This window comes from Pseudomonas sp. MYb13 (assembly GCF_002980075.1).
GTDB classification, from domain to species: domain Bacteria; phylum Pseudomonadota; class Gammaproteobacteria; order Pseudomonadales; family Pseudomonadaceae; genus Aquipseudomonas; species Aquipseudomonas lurida.
In genome coordinates this window covers 162,406-180,667 of sequence record NZ_PCQI01000007.1, presented here as the reverse complement: position 1 = coordinate 180,667, position 18,262 = coordinate 162,406, and the positions used below count along the sequence as shown (strand labels likewise).

The following is an 18,262-nucleotide window of genomic DNA, read 5'->3' as shown; positions in this document are numbered from 1 at the left end:
AAATCGCTGGACAGTATTGCGCTGAACCGCCGACCGCTCGACACGGTCCCACCCCATACGCTCATCGCTGCAGGTAATCTGAAATGACGCTTCCCAAAGAAATGACCTTGATCGAAATCACTACCCCCGGCGCGCCTGAAGTGCTGCAACCGCGCCGGGCCGAGGTGCCGGTCGCAGGCACCGGCGAGATACTGATCCGCGTGCATGCCGCCGGGGTCAACCGCCCCGATGCCTTGCAACGTGCAGGCAAGTACCCGATGAAACCCGGCATGAGCCCGATTCCAGGCTTGGAAGTGGCCGGGGAAGTGGTCGCGCTGGGCGATGGCGTGAGCGAATACGTCGTCGGTGACAAAGTCTGTGCCTTGACCAATGGCGGGGGTTACGCGCAGTTCTGCAGCGTACCGGCCAGCCAGGCCCTGCCGATCCCCGAGGGCATGGACTGGATTCAGGCCGCCGCCGTGCCGGAGACCTTCTTTACCGTGTGGGCCAACCTCTTCGGTCTCGGCGGGGCACACAAAGGCCAGCGCGTGCTGATCCACGGCGGCACCAGCGGCATCGGCACCACCGCCCTGATGCTGTGCCGCGAGTTCGGTATCCAGGCCTTCGCCACTGCCGGCAGTGCCGACAAGTGCGCAGCGATTACCAAGCTGGGCGCCGAAGCGATCAATTATCGCGAGCAGGACTTTGCCGAGGTCATTGCCAAGCAGACTGCTGACAAAGGCGTGAACGTGATCCTCGACATCATGGGAGCCTCCTACCTGAACAACAACATCAAGTCCTTGGCCATGGACGGCCACTTGGTGATGCTGGGCTTCCTCGGTGGCGGCAAGGCCAACGACGTCGACCTGTTGAGCATCCTGGGCAAACGCGCGGTGATTACCGGCTCGCTGTTGCGTGCACGCACCAGGGATGAAAAGGCCGCGATTGCCGAACAGCTACGCGAATACGTATGGCCGGTGCTGGCCGCCGGGCGGTGCCTGCCGATCATCGACAAAGTCTACGAATACACCGACGCCGCCCAGGCCCATGCGCGGATGGAGGGCGGCGATCATATCGGCAAGATTGTGTTGCGGGTGCAATAACACCGGGGGCTGACTTTTGTGGGAGCTGGCATCGCTAGCCAGCTTCCACATGGGTCAGTGCTGCAAGGCTATTGGGCGTACACCGGGTAGTCGATATACCCGGCTTCTGTCCCGCCATACAGCCCATCAGCCCGCAAAGGATTCAACGGCCACCCGTTGAATAGCCGCTGTGGCAGATCCGGGTTGGCAATGAATGGCCGCCCGAACGCGATCAAGTCCGCCAGCCCCGCCTCGACCAAATCAGCACCGCGCTCAGCGGTGTAGCGACCGGCGTAGATGATCCGCCCGCTGAAGGTATCGCGCACCGCGCGGCGGAACGATTCCGGCAACACCGGGGCGTTGTCCCAGTCGGCTTCGGCAATGGACACATAGGCGATGCCCGATTCTTCCAGCACCTTGATCGCTTCGATGTAGGTGTGATGCGGGTCGTCTTCCACCAGGCCGATGTACACACGGTCCTGATCGGTGCCGCTGAACAATGGCGAGAAACGCACCCCCAGGCGCTCCGGACCGACCACGGCGCTCACGGCTTCGACGATCTCGCGTAGAAAACGCAAGCGATTGTGCAGCGAGCCACCGTACTCGTCATCACGCTGGTTGGCGTGGGCCGAGATGAACTGGTTGACCAGGTAACCATTCGCCGAATGGATTTCCACGCCGTCGAACCCGGCATCCAGCGCATTGCGTGCTGCCTGGGCGTAGTGCCCGACCAGTTCCTCGATCTCGAGGGCCGTCAAGGCGCGCGGAACCGGCGGTTGCTTCAACTCACCCTCGCCCGGCGCCGTTTCAATGAACGCCTTGGCCTGCAGTGCCTGGATTGCCGACGGTGCGACGGGTGCGCCTCCTTCTGGCTGCAAGGCGTTGTGGGACACACGGCCGACATGCCACAACTGGGCGAAGATCACCCCGCCTTCGGCATGCACCGCCTGGGTGACCTTGCGCCAGCCGTCGATCTGCGCCGGGGTGTAGATGCCTGGTGTCCACGCGTAACCCTGGCCACGCGGTTCAATCTGCGTGCCCTCGCTCACCATGAAACCGGCCGTGGCACGTTGGCGGTAATACTCGGCCATCAAGTCGGTGGCGATATCACCCGGTTGGGCACTGCGCTGGCGCGTCAACGGCGGCAGGACAATACGGTTGCTCAGTGTGTGGTGCCCCAGTTTGACCGGGGTGCTTAAAATAGGGTCATTCATTTAATAACTTCCACATTGCGGACACGCTAAAGCATTGGCGACTGATGACAGTCGCCAATGAATCGAACGGTTAATTAACTTAAGCGGTGAGTTTCAGCAGCGCCTTGGCCACATCACTGGAGCTGCCAGGGTTTTGCCCGGTGACCAGCAAACCATCGGTAATGACAAAGGACTGCCAATCGGCCCCCTTCTCATAATGGCCACCCAACTTCTTGAACTCATCTTCCACCAGGAACGGCACCACCTTGGTCAACTCCACCGCGGCTTCTTCCGAGTTGGAGAACCCGGTGACACGACGGCCCTTGACCAACGGCTCACCGTTGACCGCCTTGACGTGACGCAAGGCGCCCGGTGCGTGGCAGACAAAGCCGATCGGTTTGCCCGCGCGTTCGAAGGACTCGATCAGGGCGATCGACACCGGCGATTCCGCCAGGTCCCACAATGGGCCGTGGCCGCCTGGGTAGAACACGGTGTCGAAGTCGTCGGCGTTGACCGTGTCCAGCTTCAACGTGGTCGCCAGGGCCTGTTGTGCAGCCGGGTCGGCGGCGAAGCGGTGGGTCTGCTCGGTCTGGAAGTCCGGCTGGTCGCTGACCGGGTCCAGCGGCGGCTGGCCGCCGGCAGGAGAAGCCAGCACCACGTCGGCACCGGCGTCCTTGAACGCGTAATAGGGAGCGGCAAACTCTTCGAGCCAGAAGCCGGTCTTGCGCCCAGTATCGCCGCTGCACAGCACCTGGCTGGCGATGGCGCGGCCGATGCCTTTGCGGCGGTAGCGCTTGAGGATGAACAGGTCGGCCAGTTCCAGGGCGTCGATGCCCGGCAGTTCGCTGCCTTCGATCAACAGGAAGCCGGCAATGTAGCCATCGACCAACAGCAGGTTGGCGCTCCACTGCGGGTCTTGCCAGTAACGGGTCAGGTGTTCGTCATGGATGTAGAAGCGGCCGTCCGCCTCGACATCTTCCTGTTCCCAGTCCGACGATTCATAAGCGTAGTACTGGTAGAGATTGCGGATCAGCTCGGCGTGCTCCGGGCCGGTCTGGATCAGTTCAACGGTGGTTTCAGGCATGGGGCTCTCGGTCAGGAATGCAGGTCGACATTGTTCACAAAACCCACGGACAGTCCACTAGAGCGGCCAACCTTTCTACTTGCTGAACCGATTGCAAATAGGTGTTGCCTCCGCCAAAACCCTGAAACATTTCGAATAAACTCCGCGAAATTGCCTCCCCTTTTTCAAGGACACGTATTTTGACCAACGTCTGTTCCGCCGGCCTGGATGTGGGTTTTGCCTCCCTGGATTACCTGCAGATCTTCATCCTGGGCGTGATCCAGGGCATTACCGAACTGTTGCCGGTGTCGTCCACCGCCCATATGCGCGTGGTACCCGCCCTGCTCGGCTGGCAGGACCCCGGCTCGGCGTTTTCTGCGGCCATGCAGTTGGCAGCGCTGGCGGCGGTGGTCAGCTACTTCTGGCGCGATGTGCGCCAAGTGACCACCGGCAGCATCGGCGCGGTGCGCCGGGGTGACTACAACGACCCGTGGTTCAAGCTGGCCGTGGCCATTGTACTGGCAACCCTTCCCATCGGGATTGCCGGCCTGGCGTTGTCTTCGACGCTGAATGCCTGCAACTCGCCCTTGCGCGGCTTGGGGGTGATCGGCATTTCCTGCGTAGTGATGGCGGTGCTGTTGGCGGTGGCGGAGGTGCGCGCACGCCACACCCGGGAGATGGGTCAGATGCGCCTGCGGGATGCGCTGATCGTGGGGATTGCACAGATTGGTGCGTTGATTCCGGGCGTCTCGCGCTCCGGTTCCACCCTCACCGCCGCGCTGTTCCTCAATTTCAAGCGTGAGGAAGCCGCGCGGTTTTCCTTCCTGCTGGGCCTGCCGGCCATCGCCCTCGCGGGCCTGAAGGAACTGTGGGCGTTGCTGCATGCCGACCTGCCCGTGCATGCCTGGCCGCATTTGCTGTTCGGCCTGGTGGTGGCGAGTGTCTCGGCGTTTTTTGCGATCTGGGGGCTGATGAAGTTCCTGGAGCGATTCTCCACCTGGCCGTTTGTGATCTACCGCGCACTACTGGGGGTCTTCCTGATTGTCGCGGTGAGCACTGGGCTGTTGAGCTGATTCGACATTGCTCTCAACCCACCCCACCTCCAATGTGGGAGCTGGCTGGCCTGCTCCCACCGTTTTGACCCTCTCAGACCGTTAGTCCAAGTCGCTCGCGTCATGCCGTTCGGCCAATTGTTCCTCAGGTGCGCCAGACACCCGGTTCACCCGCCGCCCCCGCTGCACCGCTGGCCGCGCGTCAATCGCATCCGCCCAGCGCAATACGTGCTTGTATTCATGCACCGACAGGAACTCCGCCGCGCCATACAAGCGGCCTTTGACCAACCCGCCATACCAGGGCCAGATGGCGATGTCGGCGATGGTGTATTCATCCCCGGCGATGTACTCGCTCACTGCCAGGCGTTGGTCGAGTACGTCGAGCTGCCGCTTGGTCTCCATGGCGAACCGGTTGATCGCGTATTCCATCTTGCTCGGCGCGTACGCATAGAAGTGCCCGAACCCACCCCCCAGGTACGGCGCGCTGCCCATCTGCCAGAACAACCATGACAGGCATTCCGCGCGAGCCGCAGGTTCAGTCGGGAAGAACGCCCCGAACTTCTCCGCCAGGTACTGCAAAATTGCCCCGGACTCGAAGACCCGAATCGCTGTGGCACCGCTGCGGTCCAACAGTGCCGGGATCTTGGAGTTCGGGTTCACGCCAACAAACCCGCTGCCGAACTGGTCGCCATCACCGATCTTGATCAGCCAGGCGTCATATTCCGCACCGCTGTGGCCCAGGGCCAGCAACTCCTCCAGCAGGATCGTGACCTTCTGGCCATTCGGCGTGGCCAGGGAATACAGCTGCAGCGGGTGCTTGCCCACCGGCAGTTCCTTGTCATGGGTCGCGCCGGCAATCGGCCGGTTGATGCTGGCGAAGGTGCCGCCACTTTCGGTGTCCCAGGTCCACACTTTCGGGGGTACGTAATCGGTCATGCTTACTGCTCCAGACGTGCTTGCGATCAGCGAAGCGCTCCAGACTAAACCAAAGGTTGATGGCTCGTCACACAGTGAATGCCACCGCCCCCCGCTGCAATCGCGTCGATATTGAGTGGTATCACCTTGCGTTCCGGGTAGAGCCGGGCCAGCAGGTCCAGTGCCTTGCGGTCCGCTACCGAATCGCCAAACTCGGGGGCGATGACCGCACCGTTTATGACGAAATAATTGATATAGCCTGCGGCGAAATCCGGGTTCTGCTGGGTGAAGCGGTTTTTGCGCCCATTGAGCGGTGGCGACACGGTATGCACCTGCAAGGCGCGACCATCGGCGTCGGTGGCGTTTTTCAGGATGTCCAGGTGCGCCAGGGTGACCGCGTGATCATAGGCGTCAGGGTCGGTGTCCAGGTTGGCGAGCACCACGCCGGGTGACACGAAACGCGCGTAGAAATCCACGTGGGCGTCGGTGATGTCCCGGCCCTGGATACCCGGCAGCCAGATGATCTTGCGCAGGCCCAGGCGCTCTTTCAGCTCGGCTTCGACCTCGGCCTTGCTCCAACCCGGATTGCGGTTGGCGTTTATCCAGCTGCTTTCGGTCATGATGCCGGTGCCCAGGCCATCCACTTCGATAGCCCCGCCCTCGCCCACCAGTTCGCTGCGCAGGTGGCGCGCGCCGGTTTCCTCGGCGATCCGTGCGGCCAGGAGCGTGTCATCGTCGTGCTGCTGCTTGTTACCCCAGCCGTTGAAGTTGAAGTCCACTGCCCCCAACCCGCCCGCGCCGTCGATGACGAAGTTGGCGCCGGTATCGCGTATCCAGATGTCATCCAGCGCGGTTTCCACGAAAGTGATATTGCGCGTGCCGCACTGTTTTTCGGCAAGCAGGCGCTCGTCTTCGCGGCAGAACACCGTGACCGGTTCATGCTCGGCTATTGCGCGGGCGATGCGTCCCAGGGCGGCTCGCACATCGGCAGTGAAGTCGTTCCAAATGGCGTCCTGGGCGCCAAAGGCGATGAAGGCCTGGCGGTGCCTCTCGCCCTCATCGGGCATGTAGAAACGGCCACGGCGGTTGGCTTGGATGTGCGGGGCGATCAGGGTCATGGCACAGACCACACTGGCGTGTTTGATAAAGGTGCGACGGGTTGGCATGCAATACTCACTTCACAGTGGCTGTCTTGAACTTAGTCCATACGCGCATCCGCGCGCGCATGTCGGCCTGGGGGATGTCCCTGCCGACGATCAGGCGCTCGAAGGTCGCCGCCTCCGGGTAGATGTCCGGGTTGTCGCGCATGCTTGCCTCCACGTCCGGCCAGGCCTTGGCATTCGCGGTGGGATAGCCGGTGAGGTTGGTGATGGCCGCCATGTTCTCCGGGCGCATCACGAAGTTGATGAAGGCGTAGGCGTATTCCGGGTGTTGGGCGTCGATCGGGATGGCCATGGTGTCCATCCACACCGTGGTGCCTTCGCGGGGGATGTGATAACCGAAGGTCACCGCTTTGCCGGCCGCATCGGCGGCGCGCTGGGCCTGGGTCATGTCACCGCTGTAGCCGAGGGACAGGCACAGGTTGGCATTGACCAGATCGGTCACCGGTTGCGACTGGAACTTGCGAATAAACGGGCGCAGCTTGAGCAACAGCTCGCTGGCCGCCGCCAGGTCTTCGCGCTTGGCGCTGCGCGGGTCACGGCCCAGGTAGTTGAGCACCACCGCAAGCACTTCGTCCGGCGAGTCGATCAGCGAGATGCCGCAATCGGCGAACCTGGCCGCGTTTTCCGGTTTGAACAGCAGGTCCAGGCTGTTGACCGGCGCATTCGGCAGGCGCTGCTGGATCTGCTGCGTGTTGTAAGTCAGGCCGATGGTCCCCCAGGTGTAGGGCACTGTGGCGTTGTTCGAATTGACATAGTGGGTGCGCAGCTTCTGCAGGCCCGGCTCGATATCGCCCATTGCGCTGAGCTTGGCGGGGTCCAGGGCCTGCAGGCTGCCGGCGCGCATCAGGCGCTCGGCCACGGTGTCGCCGGGGAAGATCAGGTCGTAACCACTGCCGCCAGCCATCATCTTGGCTTCCAGGGTTTCACTGCCGTCCATCACGTCGTAGATCACCTGGATACCGGTCTCGGCGGTGAACCTGGACAAGGTGTCGGCGGCGAAATAGTCGGCCCAGTTATAGACCTTCAGTGTCTTGTCATCGGCCGACGCGCAGACGGCAGTGCTCAGCAGCGCGCAGCTGAGCAGCGTGGGGACGATCCTCATGCTGGCATCCTCGGCTGGCGACCATCGAGCGTCAGCAGTGCGCCGTACATCTGCGGGCGTCGATCACGGAAGATGCCCCAGGTCAGGCGCTCCTCACGCATGGCAGACAGGTCCAGGCTGTGCACCAGCACGCCGGTGGCGTCGCGATCCGCTTCGGCCAGTAGCTTGCCCTTGTGGTTGCAGATGAACGACGACCCATAGAAACCCATGTGCAGGCTCGGGTCGGTCGTCGCCACCTCGTGGCCAACGCGGTTGGCGGCAACCACCGGCAGCAGATTCGCCGCCGCATGGCCGCGCATGGTCATTTGCCAGTGGTCCCGGGAATCCAGGGTGTTGCAGCCGGGCTCCGAGCCGATGGCGGTGGGAAACAGCAGTACGTCGGCGCCTTGCAACGCCAGGCAGCGCGCGGTTTCCGGAAACCACTGGTCCCAGCAGATGCCCACGCCGAGGCGTCCGAATGCGCTGTCCCATACGCGAAAACCGGTATCGCCGGGGCTGAAATATTCTTTCTCCTGATAGCCGATGGCGTTCGGGATGTGCGTCTTGCGATAGACGCCGAGCAAGCGCCCATCGGCATCCGCCACGCTGAGGGAATTGAAGAAGGCATTGCCGGCCTTTTCGAACCAACTGAGCGGCAGTACCACGCCCAGCTCCCTGGCCAGGGCGGCGAAGCGCTTGAGTACCTGGCTGTGCCGGTATTCCTCGGCCAGCGCCAAGTGCTTGTGGTGTTGCTCGATGCAGAAATACGGTGTGGCGAACAGCTCCTGCAACAGGATAACCTGGGCGCCCTGCGCGGCCGCGTCGCGCACAAGTTGCTCGGCACGGTCGAGGTTGGCGGGCAGGTCCCAGGTGCAAGGCATCTGTGTGGCGGCAACCGTCAGGAGGCTCATGGCTTCACCCACGCAGGCTGTTGCTGGGTGATGCAATGCACCCCGCCGCCGCCGTGCGCCAGGTGATTGATCTGCACCGGCACGATCTCGCGACCGGGGAAAGCCTGGGCCAAGACCTCGGCTGCCACCTGATCGGTGGCAATGCCATAGGCGGGCATGATGATTGCGCCATTGGCGATGTAGAAGTTGGTGTAGGAGGCGCAGAACACTTCGGCCTCGGTGTCCACCGCATCGGTGGCCTCATACAAGTCGACCATCTCGAAGCGGCGGCCCTGGGCGTCGGTGGCCAGTGCGAGGGCGCGGCGGTTTTCGCGCACGACTTCGGCGTAGACCGAGTGTTGATCGTGAGTCGCATCGACCAGCAGCACCCCGGGACGGGCGAACGCGCAGACGCCATCGACATGGCCGTCGGTCATGTCGCCGGTCACATAGTCCGGGTCGCCGGGTAGCCAGATCGTCTTCTTGATGCCCAGCAGGCGCGCGAAGATGTCTTCCATCTCGGCCTTGCTCACACCGGGGTTGCGGTTCGGATTGAGCAGCACCGATTCGGTGGTGATCAGCGTGCCCTCGCCGTCCACATGGATCGCGCCGCCCTCATTGCTCAGGGGCGTGCCGAAGCACGCCAGCCCCAAGTGGTTGAGCACGCGACGAGCCAGGCTTTCATCGAGGTCATGGGCCGACTTGCCGCCCCAGGCGTTGAAGCGCCAGCTCACCCCGGCCGTGCCCAGTTGCGGATGGCAGACGAACGTCGGGCCGGAGTCGCGGCACCAGCTGTCGTTGACGGCGTGCTCGATCAGTTCGATGCCTGGCCCGCACAGCGCCTTGGCGCCGACCACCGCCGACGGATCCACAATCATCTTCACCGGTTCAAAGCGTGCAATCGCATTGGCCACCCGCGCAAAATCCTGCTGCACCTGCGCCAAAGTCACGCCCCAGGTGGTTTCCCATAACGCCTGGTTGTGCGGCCAGGCCATCCACGTCGCCGCATGTAGGGCCCACTCCGCAGGCATCCACCAACCGTTGTTTTGCATTGCACTCTGCTGCATGACAAACACCCTTCAGTTAAGCCATTGTGTTCAGCGAAAACTGCCCACGGCGTCTTGGCTTACATGCTATTGGCGCTCAAAGGACCAGACAAACGATGGATTTTGTAGAAATCTGATTAGAGGAACTTATCAGCATGCTCAAGCACTGGCCGCCACTCGGCACCCTGCGCGGCTTCGAAGCCGCCGCCCGGCTGGGCAGTTTCCACAAGGCTGCCGAAGAACTGCACCTGACCCAATCGGCGATCAGCCAGCAGATCCGCAGCCTGGAGGCCTACCTCGAGCAGCCGTTGTTTTTCCGCAGCGGGCGCAGCGTGAGCCTGACCGACGCCGGCCATGACTTCCTCAGCACCACCCAGGCGCTGTTGCAGCAACTGGCGGTGGGCGTGCGGCGCCTGGGGCAATATCGCAAGCCCAATCAACTGGTGCTCAATACGACGCCGACCTTCGCACGCCACTGGCTGCTGCCTCGGCTTGCGGATTTCCGCCTGCAGCACCCGGAGGTCGATCTGTGGATCTTCAGCACCGACGAAGTACCCGACATGACCAGCCAGACCATCGACCTGGCGGTGCGCGATGACATCAGCTCCCAGGCCGAATGCAGCTTCAAGGTGCTGCACGCTGACCGGCTGTTTCCCGCCTGTCACCCACGGGTGTTGAAGCAGCCCTTGGCGCAACGCACCACCCTGCACGGCGAACGGGAAATGGACTGGAGTCATTGGGCAGTGGAAGCCGGCATCGATATGGGGCAGCAGGACCAGGGCTTGAATTTTTCCGACCCTGGCCTGTTGCTCGACGCGGTGTGCAGCGGGCTGGGGATTGGCCTGGTCAGCCAGTTGTTGAGCCGCCAAGCGCAAGCAGACGGATTGCTCGTGCCCTTGGTAGAGGCGACCATTCGTGGGCCGAGTTGGGCACTGTTGACCCACCGCGACAGCGAGCATGACCCGCTGGCGCGCCGTTTCACGGCGTGGCTGCTCACCCACTTGCAGGTAGGCCCAACATGAACGACCGCCTCGACGACATCCTGGCCGACCACCTGGACGTGGTGTTCTGCGGCATCAACCCCGGCAAGGGCTCCGCCGCCCTGGGCCTGCACTTTGCCAATCGCAGCAATCGCTTCTGGCGCACCGTGCACCTGGCGGGCTTTACACCCGATGAAATCCGCCCTGAAGACGGCCGTACGTTGCTGCACTGTCACTGTGGCCTGACGACGGTTGTTGAGCGCCCCACCGCAAGCGCTGGCGAGCTGGCACGGCATGAGTTCACCGATGCGGCAGCAGCGTTTGAACACAAAATCCAACGCCATGCCCCCCGTTTCGTGGCCTTTCTCGGCAAGGCTGGCTACAGCGCGCTGTCCGGTAAGCGCGAGATTGAGTGGGGGTTGCAGCCGCAGCGGCTGGGCGGTGCGTCGGTGTGGGTGTTACCGAACCCCAGTGGACGCAACCTGGCGTTCAGCCTGGAGCAACTGGTGGTCGCCTACCGACAACTTCGGGAGGCCATTGCGCAGGCCGATCCTGCGCCCTTACTCTCTTGAGCCATCCCTTCGAGCGCAATGGAGTCTTCATGAAACTGATCGGCATGCTGGACTCGCCCTACGTACGCCGCGTGGCTATTTCCCTGGACGTGTACGGGGTGGACTTTGTGCATGAACCGCTGTCGGTGTTCCGCGCCTTCAGCGAGTTCGCCCAGATCAACCCGGTGGTCAAGGCCCCGACCCTGGTGCTGGACGATGGCACGGTGCTGATGGATTCCAGCCTGATCCTCGACTACCTGGAAGCCCTCGCCCCGGATAACAAGAAGCTGCTCGCGCAACAGCCCGCCGCGCGCGCCCAGGAGCTGCAGGTACTTGGCCTGGCGCTGGCGGCCTGCGAGAAAAGCGTACAGATCGTCTACGAACACAACCTGCGCCCCGCCGAGAAACTGCATGCGCCCTGGCTCGACCGCATCAGCGGCCAATTACTGGCCGCCTATTCACTGCTGGACCAGCAACTGGCTGACGGTGGAGCACTGACCCAGGCGTCGATTACCGCGGCGGTGGCCTGGTCGTTCAGCCAGTTCACCGTAGGCTCGGTGGTCAAGGCGGATGCCTTTCCCAACCTCAAGCGCCACGCAGAGCGGCTGGAACAGCACCCGGCGTTCAAGCGTTACCCCATCGAATAAACCACCCAGAGCGGGCTTGCGTGGGAGCGGGCAAGCCCGCTCCCACATAAGCTCTCTGCCACCGTGAGTCGGTGTTGCCTGGCGCAACGGGGCCGGCTCAGACCCACCCACCATCCACGATAAAGTTCTGCGCCGAACACATCGCCGATGCATCAGAGGCCAGGAACAACGCCATATTGGCAATGTGCTCCGGCAGCACGCTGCCTGGCAGGCACTGGCTGCGGCTGATCAATTCCTTCGCGGCATCGTCGACCCACATCGCCAGTTGTTTTTCTGTCATCACCCAACCCGGCACCAGCGTATTCACACGGATGCGGCTCGGCCCCAGTTCCCGGGCGAGCGCGCGGGTCATGCCGTGGGCGGCGGCCTTGCTGGCGGCGTATACCGGGTAGCCGGCGGAGGCCATCATCCAGCCGACCGACCCGAGGTTGATGATCGCCCCACCGCCCGCACTTTTCATCATTGGCACCACGGCCTTGGCGGCGAAGAACGCGTGTTTCAAGTTGACGGAGATGAGCCGGTCGAACATCTCCGAGTCGACTTCTTCCAGGGTGTGGCGCACATCATTGGCGGCGTTGTTCACCAGCACAGTGATGGGCCCCAGGGAGTGTTCGAAACGTCCAATGGCGGCTTTGTAGGCGATCTCATCCGTGATGTCGCAATTCACGAACTCCACCGTATGCCCCCGCGAACTCAACAGCGCCGCCAGGCGCTCGCCCTGGCTTTGTGCGCGGTCGACAAAGCCGACCTTGGCGCCCTGCGCGGCGAAGGCGCGCACCATGAATTCGCCAATACCCGAGGCGCCTCCCGAGATCAGGACAGTCTTGCCTTCAAGGTCGGGGTAAACCGCGTGCCGAGTGTTCATATAATAGGTGCCTCACTTAATTAGTCTTATTTTATTTTGCAAAAATGGCGTTAAAGGCTATAAATTCGCTGTCCAATCGACAAAATATCGCACATTAGTAGAACTATTCCACTCAAAACAACAAAAGGAAGTTCGATCATGAAGCACCCTCGATACCTGCTCTCGGGCTTGGCGATGTCCATGCTGATCGCCAGTGGCGGCGCCCAGGCTGCAGGCCTCAGCAGCGAGCACAAACCTTTCGGCAAAACCAACGACGGCACCGCCGTCGAACAGTACATCTTGCGTAACAGCCACGGCATGCAAGCCACCGTGATCACCTACGGCGGTGTGTTGCAGTCGCTGGCGGTGCCGGACAAACACGGCAAGGTCGAAGACGTCGTGCTGGGCTTCGATGACGTGCAAGGCTATCAAAGCGGCACCGCGTTTTTCGGCGCCACCATCGGACGCTTCGGCAATCGCCTGGCCGGCGGTGCCTTCGAGCTCGACGGCAAACGCTACCAGGTGCCACTCAACGACGGGCCCAATTCGCTGCATGGCGGCGCACAAGGCTTCGACAAACACGTGTGGAAGGCCGAGTCGATCAAGGACAAGGACTCGGTCGGCGTGAAGCTGAGCTACCTGTCCAAGGACGGCGAGATGGGCTTTCCGGGCAACCTGAAGACCGAAGTCACCTACCGCCTCAATGACCGCAACGAACTGCACATCGACTACACCGCCACCACCGATAAACCGACGGTGCTCAACCTCACCAACCACAGCTATTTCAACCTGGCCGGCGCGGGGAATGGCGACATCCTCAAGCAGGTGGCGACCTTGCATGCCAGCCATTACACTCCGGTGAATGCAACGCTGATTCCCACCGGCGAGCTGGCGCCCGTCAAGGGCACGCCGATGGACTTCCTGAAACCCACACCGATCGGCCAGCACATCAAGGAAGATCACCCGCAGCTCAAATTCGCCGAACCGAAACAGGGTGGGTTCGACTTCAACTGGGCGCTGGATACCAAAGGCGATGTGAAGCAGTTGGCGGCCGAGGTGCACGACCCTGCGTCCGGGCGGCGGTTGCAGCTGTTTACCACGGAGCCTGGGGTACAGTTTTATACCAGTAACTTCCTCGATGGTTCGGTGAAGGGCAAGGCTGGCAAGACGTATCAGCACTGGAGTGGGTTCACACTCGAGACCCAGCATTTTCCGGATGCGCCCAACCAACCCAAGTTTGCCTCGACCCGCCTGAACCCAGGGCAGACTTACACCCAGAACACCGTCTTCAAATTCACCGCCGATTAAAACCGCTTTACTGTGGGAGGGGGCTTGCCCCCTCCCACATTTTGAGCCTCACATGACAAGCGGTTCAGCGTTGTTTCATGCGGTCGATGACGACGGCCAGCAGCAGGATCGAGCCCCGGATCACGTACTGGTAGAACGTGTCGATGTTCTTCAGGTTCATCGCATTCTCGATGATCGCCAGGATCAGTACACCGGCAATCACGTGGCGGATCATGCCTACCCCGCCGCTCAACGACACCCCACCCAGCACACACGCCGAGATCACCGTCAGCTCGAAGCCCTGGCCGATCATGGGCTGGCCGGACGTCATGCGCGAAGCCAGGATCACCCCGGCCAACGCGCCGATCACCCCATGCACGGCGAAGATCAGGATCTTGGTGCGGTCTACATTCACCCCTGCCAGCAACGCCGCTTCCGGGTTGCCGCCGATGGCCATGGTGTTGCGCCCATACGTGGTGTAGTTGAGCAGCCAGCCGAAAAACAGGAAGCACAGGACGGTAATCAGGATCGGCACCGGGACGCCAAGCAGCTGGCCGTTGCCGAAGATAAAGAACTGATCCTGGGACACGCCCACGGCCTTGCCGTTGGCAAAAATGTACGCCAGGCCACGCACGATCTGCATGGTCGCCAAGGTGGTGATCAGCGCATTGACCCGTAGCTTGGCGATCACGATGCCGTTGATCAGCCCCACCATCAGGCCCATCAGCAACGCAGCGCCAATGCCCAGCATGACGCTGTCGGTGTCGCGCATCACAATCGCCGCGACCACCCCGGCGCAGGCAATCACCGAGCCCACCGACAGGTCGAAATGCCCCGACGCCAGGCAGAACAGCATGGTGCAGGCGGCGATGCCCACGGTGGAAATCGCCAGGCCCAGCCCGCGCATGTTCAACGGTGAGAGGAAGTTGTCGATGAGCAACGCGCACAGCAAAAAGATACTCACGGCCGCCAATAGCATGGCCCAGTTGTCCAGCAGTGCGCGCAGGTCCAGGGGCTTGCGCGCGGTGGGCAGCACATTGTGTTGAGTGGTCATAATCGTCTCTCAGTTCGCCAGGCTGCGCGGCAGGGCCAGTTGCAGCAGGTTGGATTCAGTGGCGTGTTCGCGAGTTTGCTCACCCCGCATTGCGCCTTCGCACAGCACCAGGATGCGGTCGGAGATGCCCATCACTTCCATCAGGTCGCTGGACACCACAATCACGGCAATGCCCTGGGCCGCGAGGTTATGAATGATCTGGTAGATCTCGGCCTTGGCGCCGATATCGATGCCACGGGTCGGTTCGTCCAACAGCAACACCTTCATCGGCATCGACAGCCAACGACCGAGAATGGCCTTCTGTTGATTGCCGCCCGACAGGTACATGATCTTCTGCGTCGCGTTGGGCGTCTTGACCTTCATGGCCTTGATCTGCTGGTCGGCGTTGCCCTTTTCCCAGCCGTCGCGCAGCAGCCAGCCGAACGTGGAATGGGCACCACGTGCGCTGATATTGATGTTCTCGGCGACGCTGGACAGTGGAATGATGCCCTCTTTCTTGCGGTCCTCCGGGCACAACAACACGCCAGCGGCGATGGCATCGCGGGGTGACTGCAAGTGCAGGGGCTTGCCGCAGAGTTCCAGTTGCCCGGCGCTGGCGCGCTCCAGGCCACTGAGCAGGCGAAACAGCTCCGTTCGCCCGGCGCCCACCAGTCCGAACAGGCCCAGAATCTCGCCCTTGCGCACCGAGAAACTGATCGGCTCACGCAGGCCGGGCCCCAGCAGGCCAGTGACCTTCAGCGCGACGTCGCCCTGCTCACGCGGGCGGTAGTCGTAGATGTCCTGGATATCGCGGCCCACCATGCACGTCACCAACTGGTCGTGGGTCAGCGCACTCATGTCCTCGAACGTACGCACGTAGCGGCCGTCCTTGAACACCGTCACGGCGTTGCAGATGCGGAACACCTCCTCCATGCGGTGGGACACATAGAGCACCACTTTGCCCTCGTCGCGCAGGCGGGTGATGATCGCCATCAAGCGGTCGATCTCCCGTGCAGACAGGCTACTGGTGGGCTCGTCAAAGGCGATTACCTGGGCGCCACGGGACAACGCCTTGGCGATTTCCACCAGCTGGCGCTGGCCGAGCGACAGGCGACCGAGTTTTTCTGCCGGATCGATTTCATCCGCCAGGCCCTTCAGGCAGGCCAGTGCCTGCTGGCGCAGCAGGCTCCGGTTGACCACGCCAAGACGCGACGGCAAGTGCCCGAGGAACAGGTTCTCGGCCACCGTCATTTCCGGCACCAGGTGCAGTTCCTGATGGATCACCGCCACGCCACTGGCAATGCTGTCGGCGGCGTTCTTGAAGGCCATGGTCTGCTCGCCGATCCGCAGCGTGCCGGTACTGGGGATGTAGGCGCCGCCGAGGATCTTCAACAGCGTCGACTTGCCCGCGCCGTTCTCGCCCATCAAGGCGTGCACTTGCCCTGGGTGGGCGCTGAAGCTGATGCCATCCAGCGCCTTGACCCCGGGAAAGGTTTTGCCGATGCCGTCAAACCGAAGGACGGCAGCGGTCATTGCCACAACCCGATCTTGGTCAGTTCTGCCTGGAAGTTCTCACGGGTGATCAGGGTGACTTCGTCCATGGCCGTGTACTTCGCAGGCTCGGTGCCCTTGGTGACCCACTCGAACATCATCAACGCGGTGTTGTAGCCCTCGATATGCGGGCTAGGCAGCATCGAGCCGAAGAAGCCGCTGCTAGGCTTTTTCAGTTCGCCGATGGCGTCAGTGCCATTGATGCCGATGCCGATCACATTGGCGGCCTTGAAGCCGGCGCTTTCGGTAGCGCGTACGCCGCCGAGCACGGTGTTGTCGTTCATGCCGCCGATGATCAGGTTTTTTGCGCCGCTGGGCAGCTTGACCAGGGCGGAGTTGGTGGCGTCCATGCTGCCGGGTACGTCGAGGGTCTTGGCGGCGGTGAACAGGATGTGGTCCTTGGGAATGCCGGCTTCTTCCAGGGATTTGACCGAGCCGTCGGTGCGCTTCTTACCGGTATCGAGTTCGTTGAAAGTATTGATCACCGCGTAGGTGTCCTTCCAGTCCCACCCGCGTTTTTTCGCTTCGGCGGCCATCGCGGCGCCCTGCTTCTGGCCGACTTCAAAGGCGGCCATGCCCAGGTACGGCACGTCTTCCATGAAGGCCCCCTTGGCATCGACGAAACGGTCATCCACGGCAATGACTTTCAGGCCATTGGCCTTGGCCTTGGCGACGATGGCCGGGCCGAGGGACACATCCGGCGGGCAGATCACAAACCCCTTGGCGCCGTTGGCGGCCAGGCTGTCGATGGCCGACAGGGTTTTTTCACCGTCGGGCACGGCGATCTTGATCACAGTGAAGCCATGTTCTTTGCCGGCTTTTTCGGCAAATGCCCATTCGGTCTGGAACCACGGTTCTTCAGCCTGCTTGACCAGGAAACCGATCTTCACTTCCTCAGCGGCCAGTAGCAGGCCACTCAAGCTCATGGCCGAGACCGCCACGGCGGCACAGCACAGGGAACGCAAACCACGACGACGATTCATACGGGTGACTCCTTGTTGTTGTTTTCAAGTCTTGGGTTTAGCCGGCGAAGCGATGACAGGGTTTTCCCGCGACATCGACTTCCATCGCCAATACCGCGCCATCCAAGGGGTGATCCAAGGGGCTGGCAGCACTGGTGATGTACAGGGTGGTGAGGTTCGGGCCACCAAACACACAACTGGTGGGGCGGCTGACGGGCAGTTCGACGATACGGTCCACCTCGCCCTCGGGTGTCAGGCGCAACAGGCAGCTGCCGTCCCAGCGGGCGTTCCAGATATAGCCTTCAACGTCCATGGCGGAGCCGTCCGGCCCGCCACGCTCGTGTGGGCCGAACCACGTTTGCGCGGGGTCGAGCTGGCCGCCTGGCTGGATAGCATGCCGGTACAGCGTACCGTCCAGGCTGTCGCCGAAATGCACCTGGCGGCCGTCATCACTCCACAGCAAGGTGTTGGGAATGCCCAGGCCGCTGAGCAACGGCGTGACCTGCGCATCGGCATCGATGCGAAACAGGCCGCCGGAACGTCGGGTAATGGGCAGGTCTTCACCCTGCTCGCCAATGTTGTTCTGCATCGTGCCCAGCCACAGGCGGCCCTGGGCATCGCAGCGTGCTTCGTTGCCACGGTTGCCTGCTTGTGGGTCGGCCACGCACAGCAGGGTCAAGGCCTCGGTGACCAGGTCGAGGCGATACACGCCACTGCTCAAGGTCACCAAGGCATCGCCGCGTTCACACGGGATGAACGCCGAGACATGCTCCGGCAACTGCCACACCTGCAACTGCCCGCCCATCAGGCGCAGCGCCTGCTTGCCAGCGATATTCACCCAATACAGTGCCTGGGTGGGCGCATCCCAGAACGGACCTTCGCCCAACTGTGCACGGTGCGGGGTAACGGCGATACACGACATGATGCCTCCTGGATTTTTATT

General features: G+C 62.3%; 18 protein-coding genes. 6 read left to right on the top strand and 12 right to left on the bottom strand.

The genetic code is table 11. From position 1 onward, the window contains the following. Positions 1–83: 83 nt before the first annotated feature. Entirely contained in the window at positions 84–1,082 is a 999-nt protein-coding gene (locus CQ002_RS15430) for an NAD(P)H-quinone oxidoreductase (RefSeq protein ID WP_105161995.1), read from the top strand. Between the two features lie 68 nt (positions 1,083–1,150). Here the strand turns inward: CQ002_RS15430 and CQ002_RS15425 are convergent, their stop codons facing one another. Beyond that, positions 1,151–2,275, bottom strand: a complete 1,125-nt coding sequence (locus tag CQ002_RS15425; protein ID WP_105161994.1) for an alkene reductase — start codon at positions 2,273–2,275, stop codon at positions 1,151–1,153. Between the two features lie 79 nt (positions 2,276–2,354). After that, the gene (locus tag CQ002_RS15420) at positions 2,355–3,338 is read right to left on the bottom strand and encodes a GNAT family N-acetyltransferase (protein WP_371919455.1); all 984 of its coding nucleotides are present in this window, start codon (positions 3,336–3,338) and stop codon (positions 2,355–2,357) included. Positions 3,339–3,517: 179 nt separating this feature from the next. On the opposite strand from CQ002_RS15420, the gene CQ002_RS15415 reads away from it, so the two are divergent. Continuing rightward, a complete protein-coding gene (locus tag CQ002_RS15415) occupies positions 3,518–4,390 on the top strand; it encodes an undecaprenyl-diphosphate phosphatase (RefSeq protein ID WP_034103870.1) in 873 nt (290 codons plus the stop codon). An 81-nt stretch (positions 4,391–4,471) separates the two neighbouring features. Here the strand turns inward: CQ002_RS15415 and yghU are convergent, their stop codons facing one another. The 5 genes from yghU to CQ002_RS15390 are packed head-to-tail and all read right to left on the bottom strand — an operon-like array spanning position 4,472 to position 9,485. After that, positions 4,472–5,305 (bottom strand): glutathione-dependent disulfide-bond oxidoreductase, encoded by an 834-nt coding sequence (gene yghU / locus CQ002_RS15410; RefSeq protein ID WP_105161993.1) that lies wholly within the window; start codon positions 5,303–5,305, stop codon positions 4,472–4,474. A 44-nt stretch (positions 5,306–5,349) separates the two neighbouring features. Next, positions 5,350–6,450, bottom strand: coding sequence for an agmatine/peptidylarginine deiminase (locus tag CQ002_RS15405; protein WP_105161992.1), 1,101 nt, complete (start codon positions 6,448–6,450; stop codon positions 5,350–5,352). Between the two features lie 7 nt (positions 6,451–6,457). After that, entirely contained in the window at positions 6,458–7,549 is a 1,092-nt protein-coding gene (locus CQ002_RS15400) for an extracellular solute-binding protein (protein WP_105161991.1), read from the bottom strand. Then, a complete protein-coding gene (aguB, locus tag CQ002_RS15395) occupies positions 7,546–8,439 on the bottom strand; it encodes an N-carbamoylputrescine amidase (protein ID WP_098466252.1) in 894 nt (297 codons plus the stop codon). The genes CQ002_RS15400 and aguB overlap by 4 nt, the downstream gene beginning before the upstream one ends. Continuing rightward, complete coding sequence (locus CQ002_RS15390) at positions 8,436–9,485, bottom strand: agmatine/peptidylarginine deiminase (RefSeq protein WP_105161990.1); 1,050 nt, start codon at positions 9,483–9,485, stop codon at positions 8,436–8,438. The genes aguB and CQ002_RS15390 overlap by 4 nt, the downstream gene beginning before the upstream one ends. Before the next feature lie 134 nt (positions 9,486–9,619). Here CQ002_RS15390 and CQ002_RS15385 point away from each other — a divergent pair, with 134 nt between their 5' ends. From CQ002_RS15385 to CQ002_RS15375, 3 genes are read left to right on the top strand one after another with little or no spacing between them, the layout of a single operon-like run. After that, positions 9,620–10,486 carry a LysR substrate-binding domain-containing protein gene (locus tag CQ002_RS15385; RefSeq protein WP_105161989.1) on the top strand — a complete coding sequence of 289 codons (867 nt, stop codon included), beginning with the start codon at positions 9,620–9,622 and terminating at the stop codon, positions 10,484–10,486. Beyond that, entirely contained in the window at positions 10,483–11,016 is a 534-nt protein-coding gene (gene mug, locus CQ002_RS15380; RefSeq protein ID WP_034103859.1) for a G/U mismatch-specific DNA glycosylase, read from the top strand. Before CQ002_RS15385 ends, mug begins: the two co-directional genes overlap by 4 nt. Before the next feature lie 29 nt (positions 11,017–11,045). Next, entirely contained in the window at positions 11,046–11,642 is a 597-nt protein-coding gene (locus tag CQ002_RS15375; protein ID WP_105161988.1) for a glutathione S-transferase family protein, read from the top strand. Positions 11,643–11,739: 97 nt separating this feature from the next. Here CQ002_RS15375 and CQ002_RS15370 read toward each other — a convergent pair whose 3' ends face one another. Beyond that, positions 11,740–12,507, bottom strand: coding sequence for an SDR family NAD(P)-dependent oxidoreductase (locus CQ002_RS15370; protein ID WP_069023062.1), 768 nt, complete (start codon positions 12,505–12,507; stop codon positions 11,740–11,742). A gap of 138 nt (positions 12,508–12,645) precedes the next feature. On the opposite strand from CQ002_RS15370, the gene CQ002_RS15365 reads away from it, so the two are divergent. Further along, positions 12,646–13,794, top strand: a complete 1,149-nt coding sequence (locus tag CQ002_RS15365; protein ID WP_034103852.1) for an aldose epimerase family protein — start codon at positions 12,646–12,648, stop codon at positions 13,792–13,794. Positions 13,795–13,858: 64 nt separating this feature from the next. Here CQ002_RS15365 and araH read toward each other — a convergent pair whose 3' ends face one another. From araH to CQ002_RS15345, 4 genes are read right to left on the bottom strand one after another with little or no spacing between them, the layout of a single operon-like run. Then, positions 13,859–14,827, bottom strand: a complete 969-nt coding sequence (araH, locus tag CQ002_RS15360) for an L-arabinose ABC transporter permease AraH (protein WP_034103851.1) — start codon at positions 14,825–14,827, stop codon at positions 13,859–13,861. A 9-nt stretch (positions 14,828–14,836) separates the two neighbouring features. Further along, positions 14,837–16,339, bottom strand: a complete 1,503-nt coding sequence (gene araG, locus CQ002_RS15355; RefSeq protein ID WP_105161987.1) for an L-arabinose ABC transporter ATP-binding protein AraG — start codon at positions 16,337–16,339, stop codon at positions 14,837–14,839. Further along, entirely contained in the window at positions 16,336–17,340 is a 1,005-nt protein-coding gene (locus CQ002_RS15350) for a substrate-binding domain-containing protein (protein ID WP_034103847.1), read from the bottom strand. The genes araG and CQ002_RS15350 overlap by 4 nt, the downstream gene beginning before the upstream one ends. A gap of 37 nt (positions 17,341–17,377) precedes the next feature. Continuing rightward, entirely contained in the window at positions 17,378–18,241 is an 864-nt protein-coding gene (locus tag CQ002_RS15345; RefSeq protein WP_034103845.1) for an SMP-30/gluconolactonase/LRE family protein, read from the bottom strand. Between the last annotated feature and the right edge of the window lie 21 nt (positions 18,242–18,262).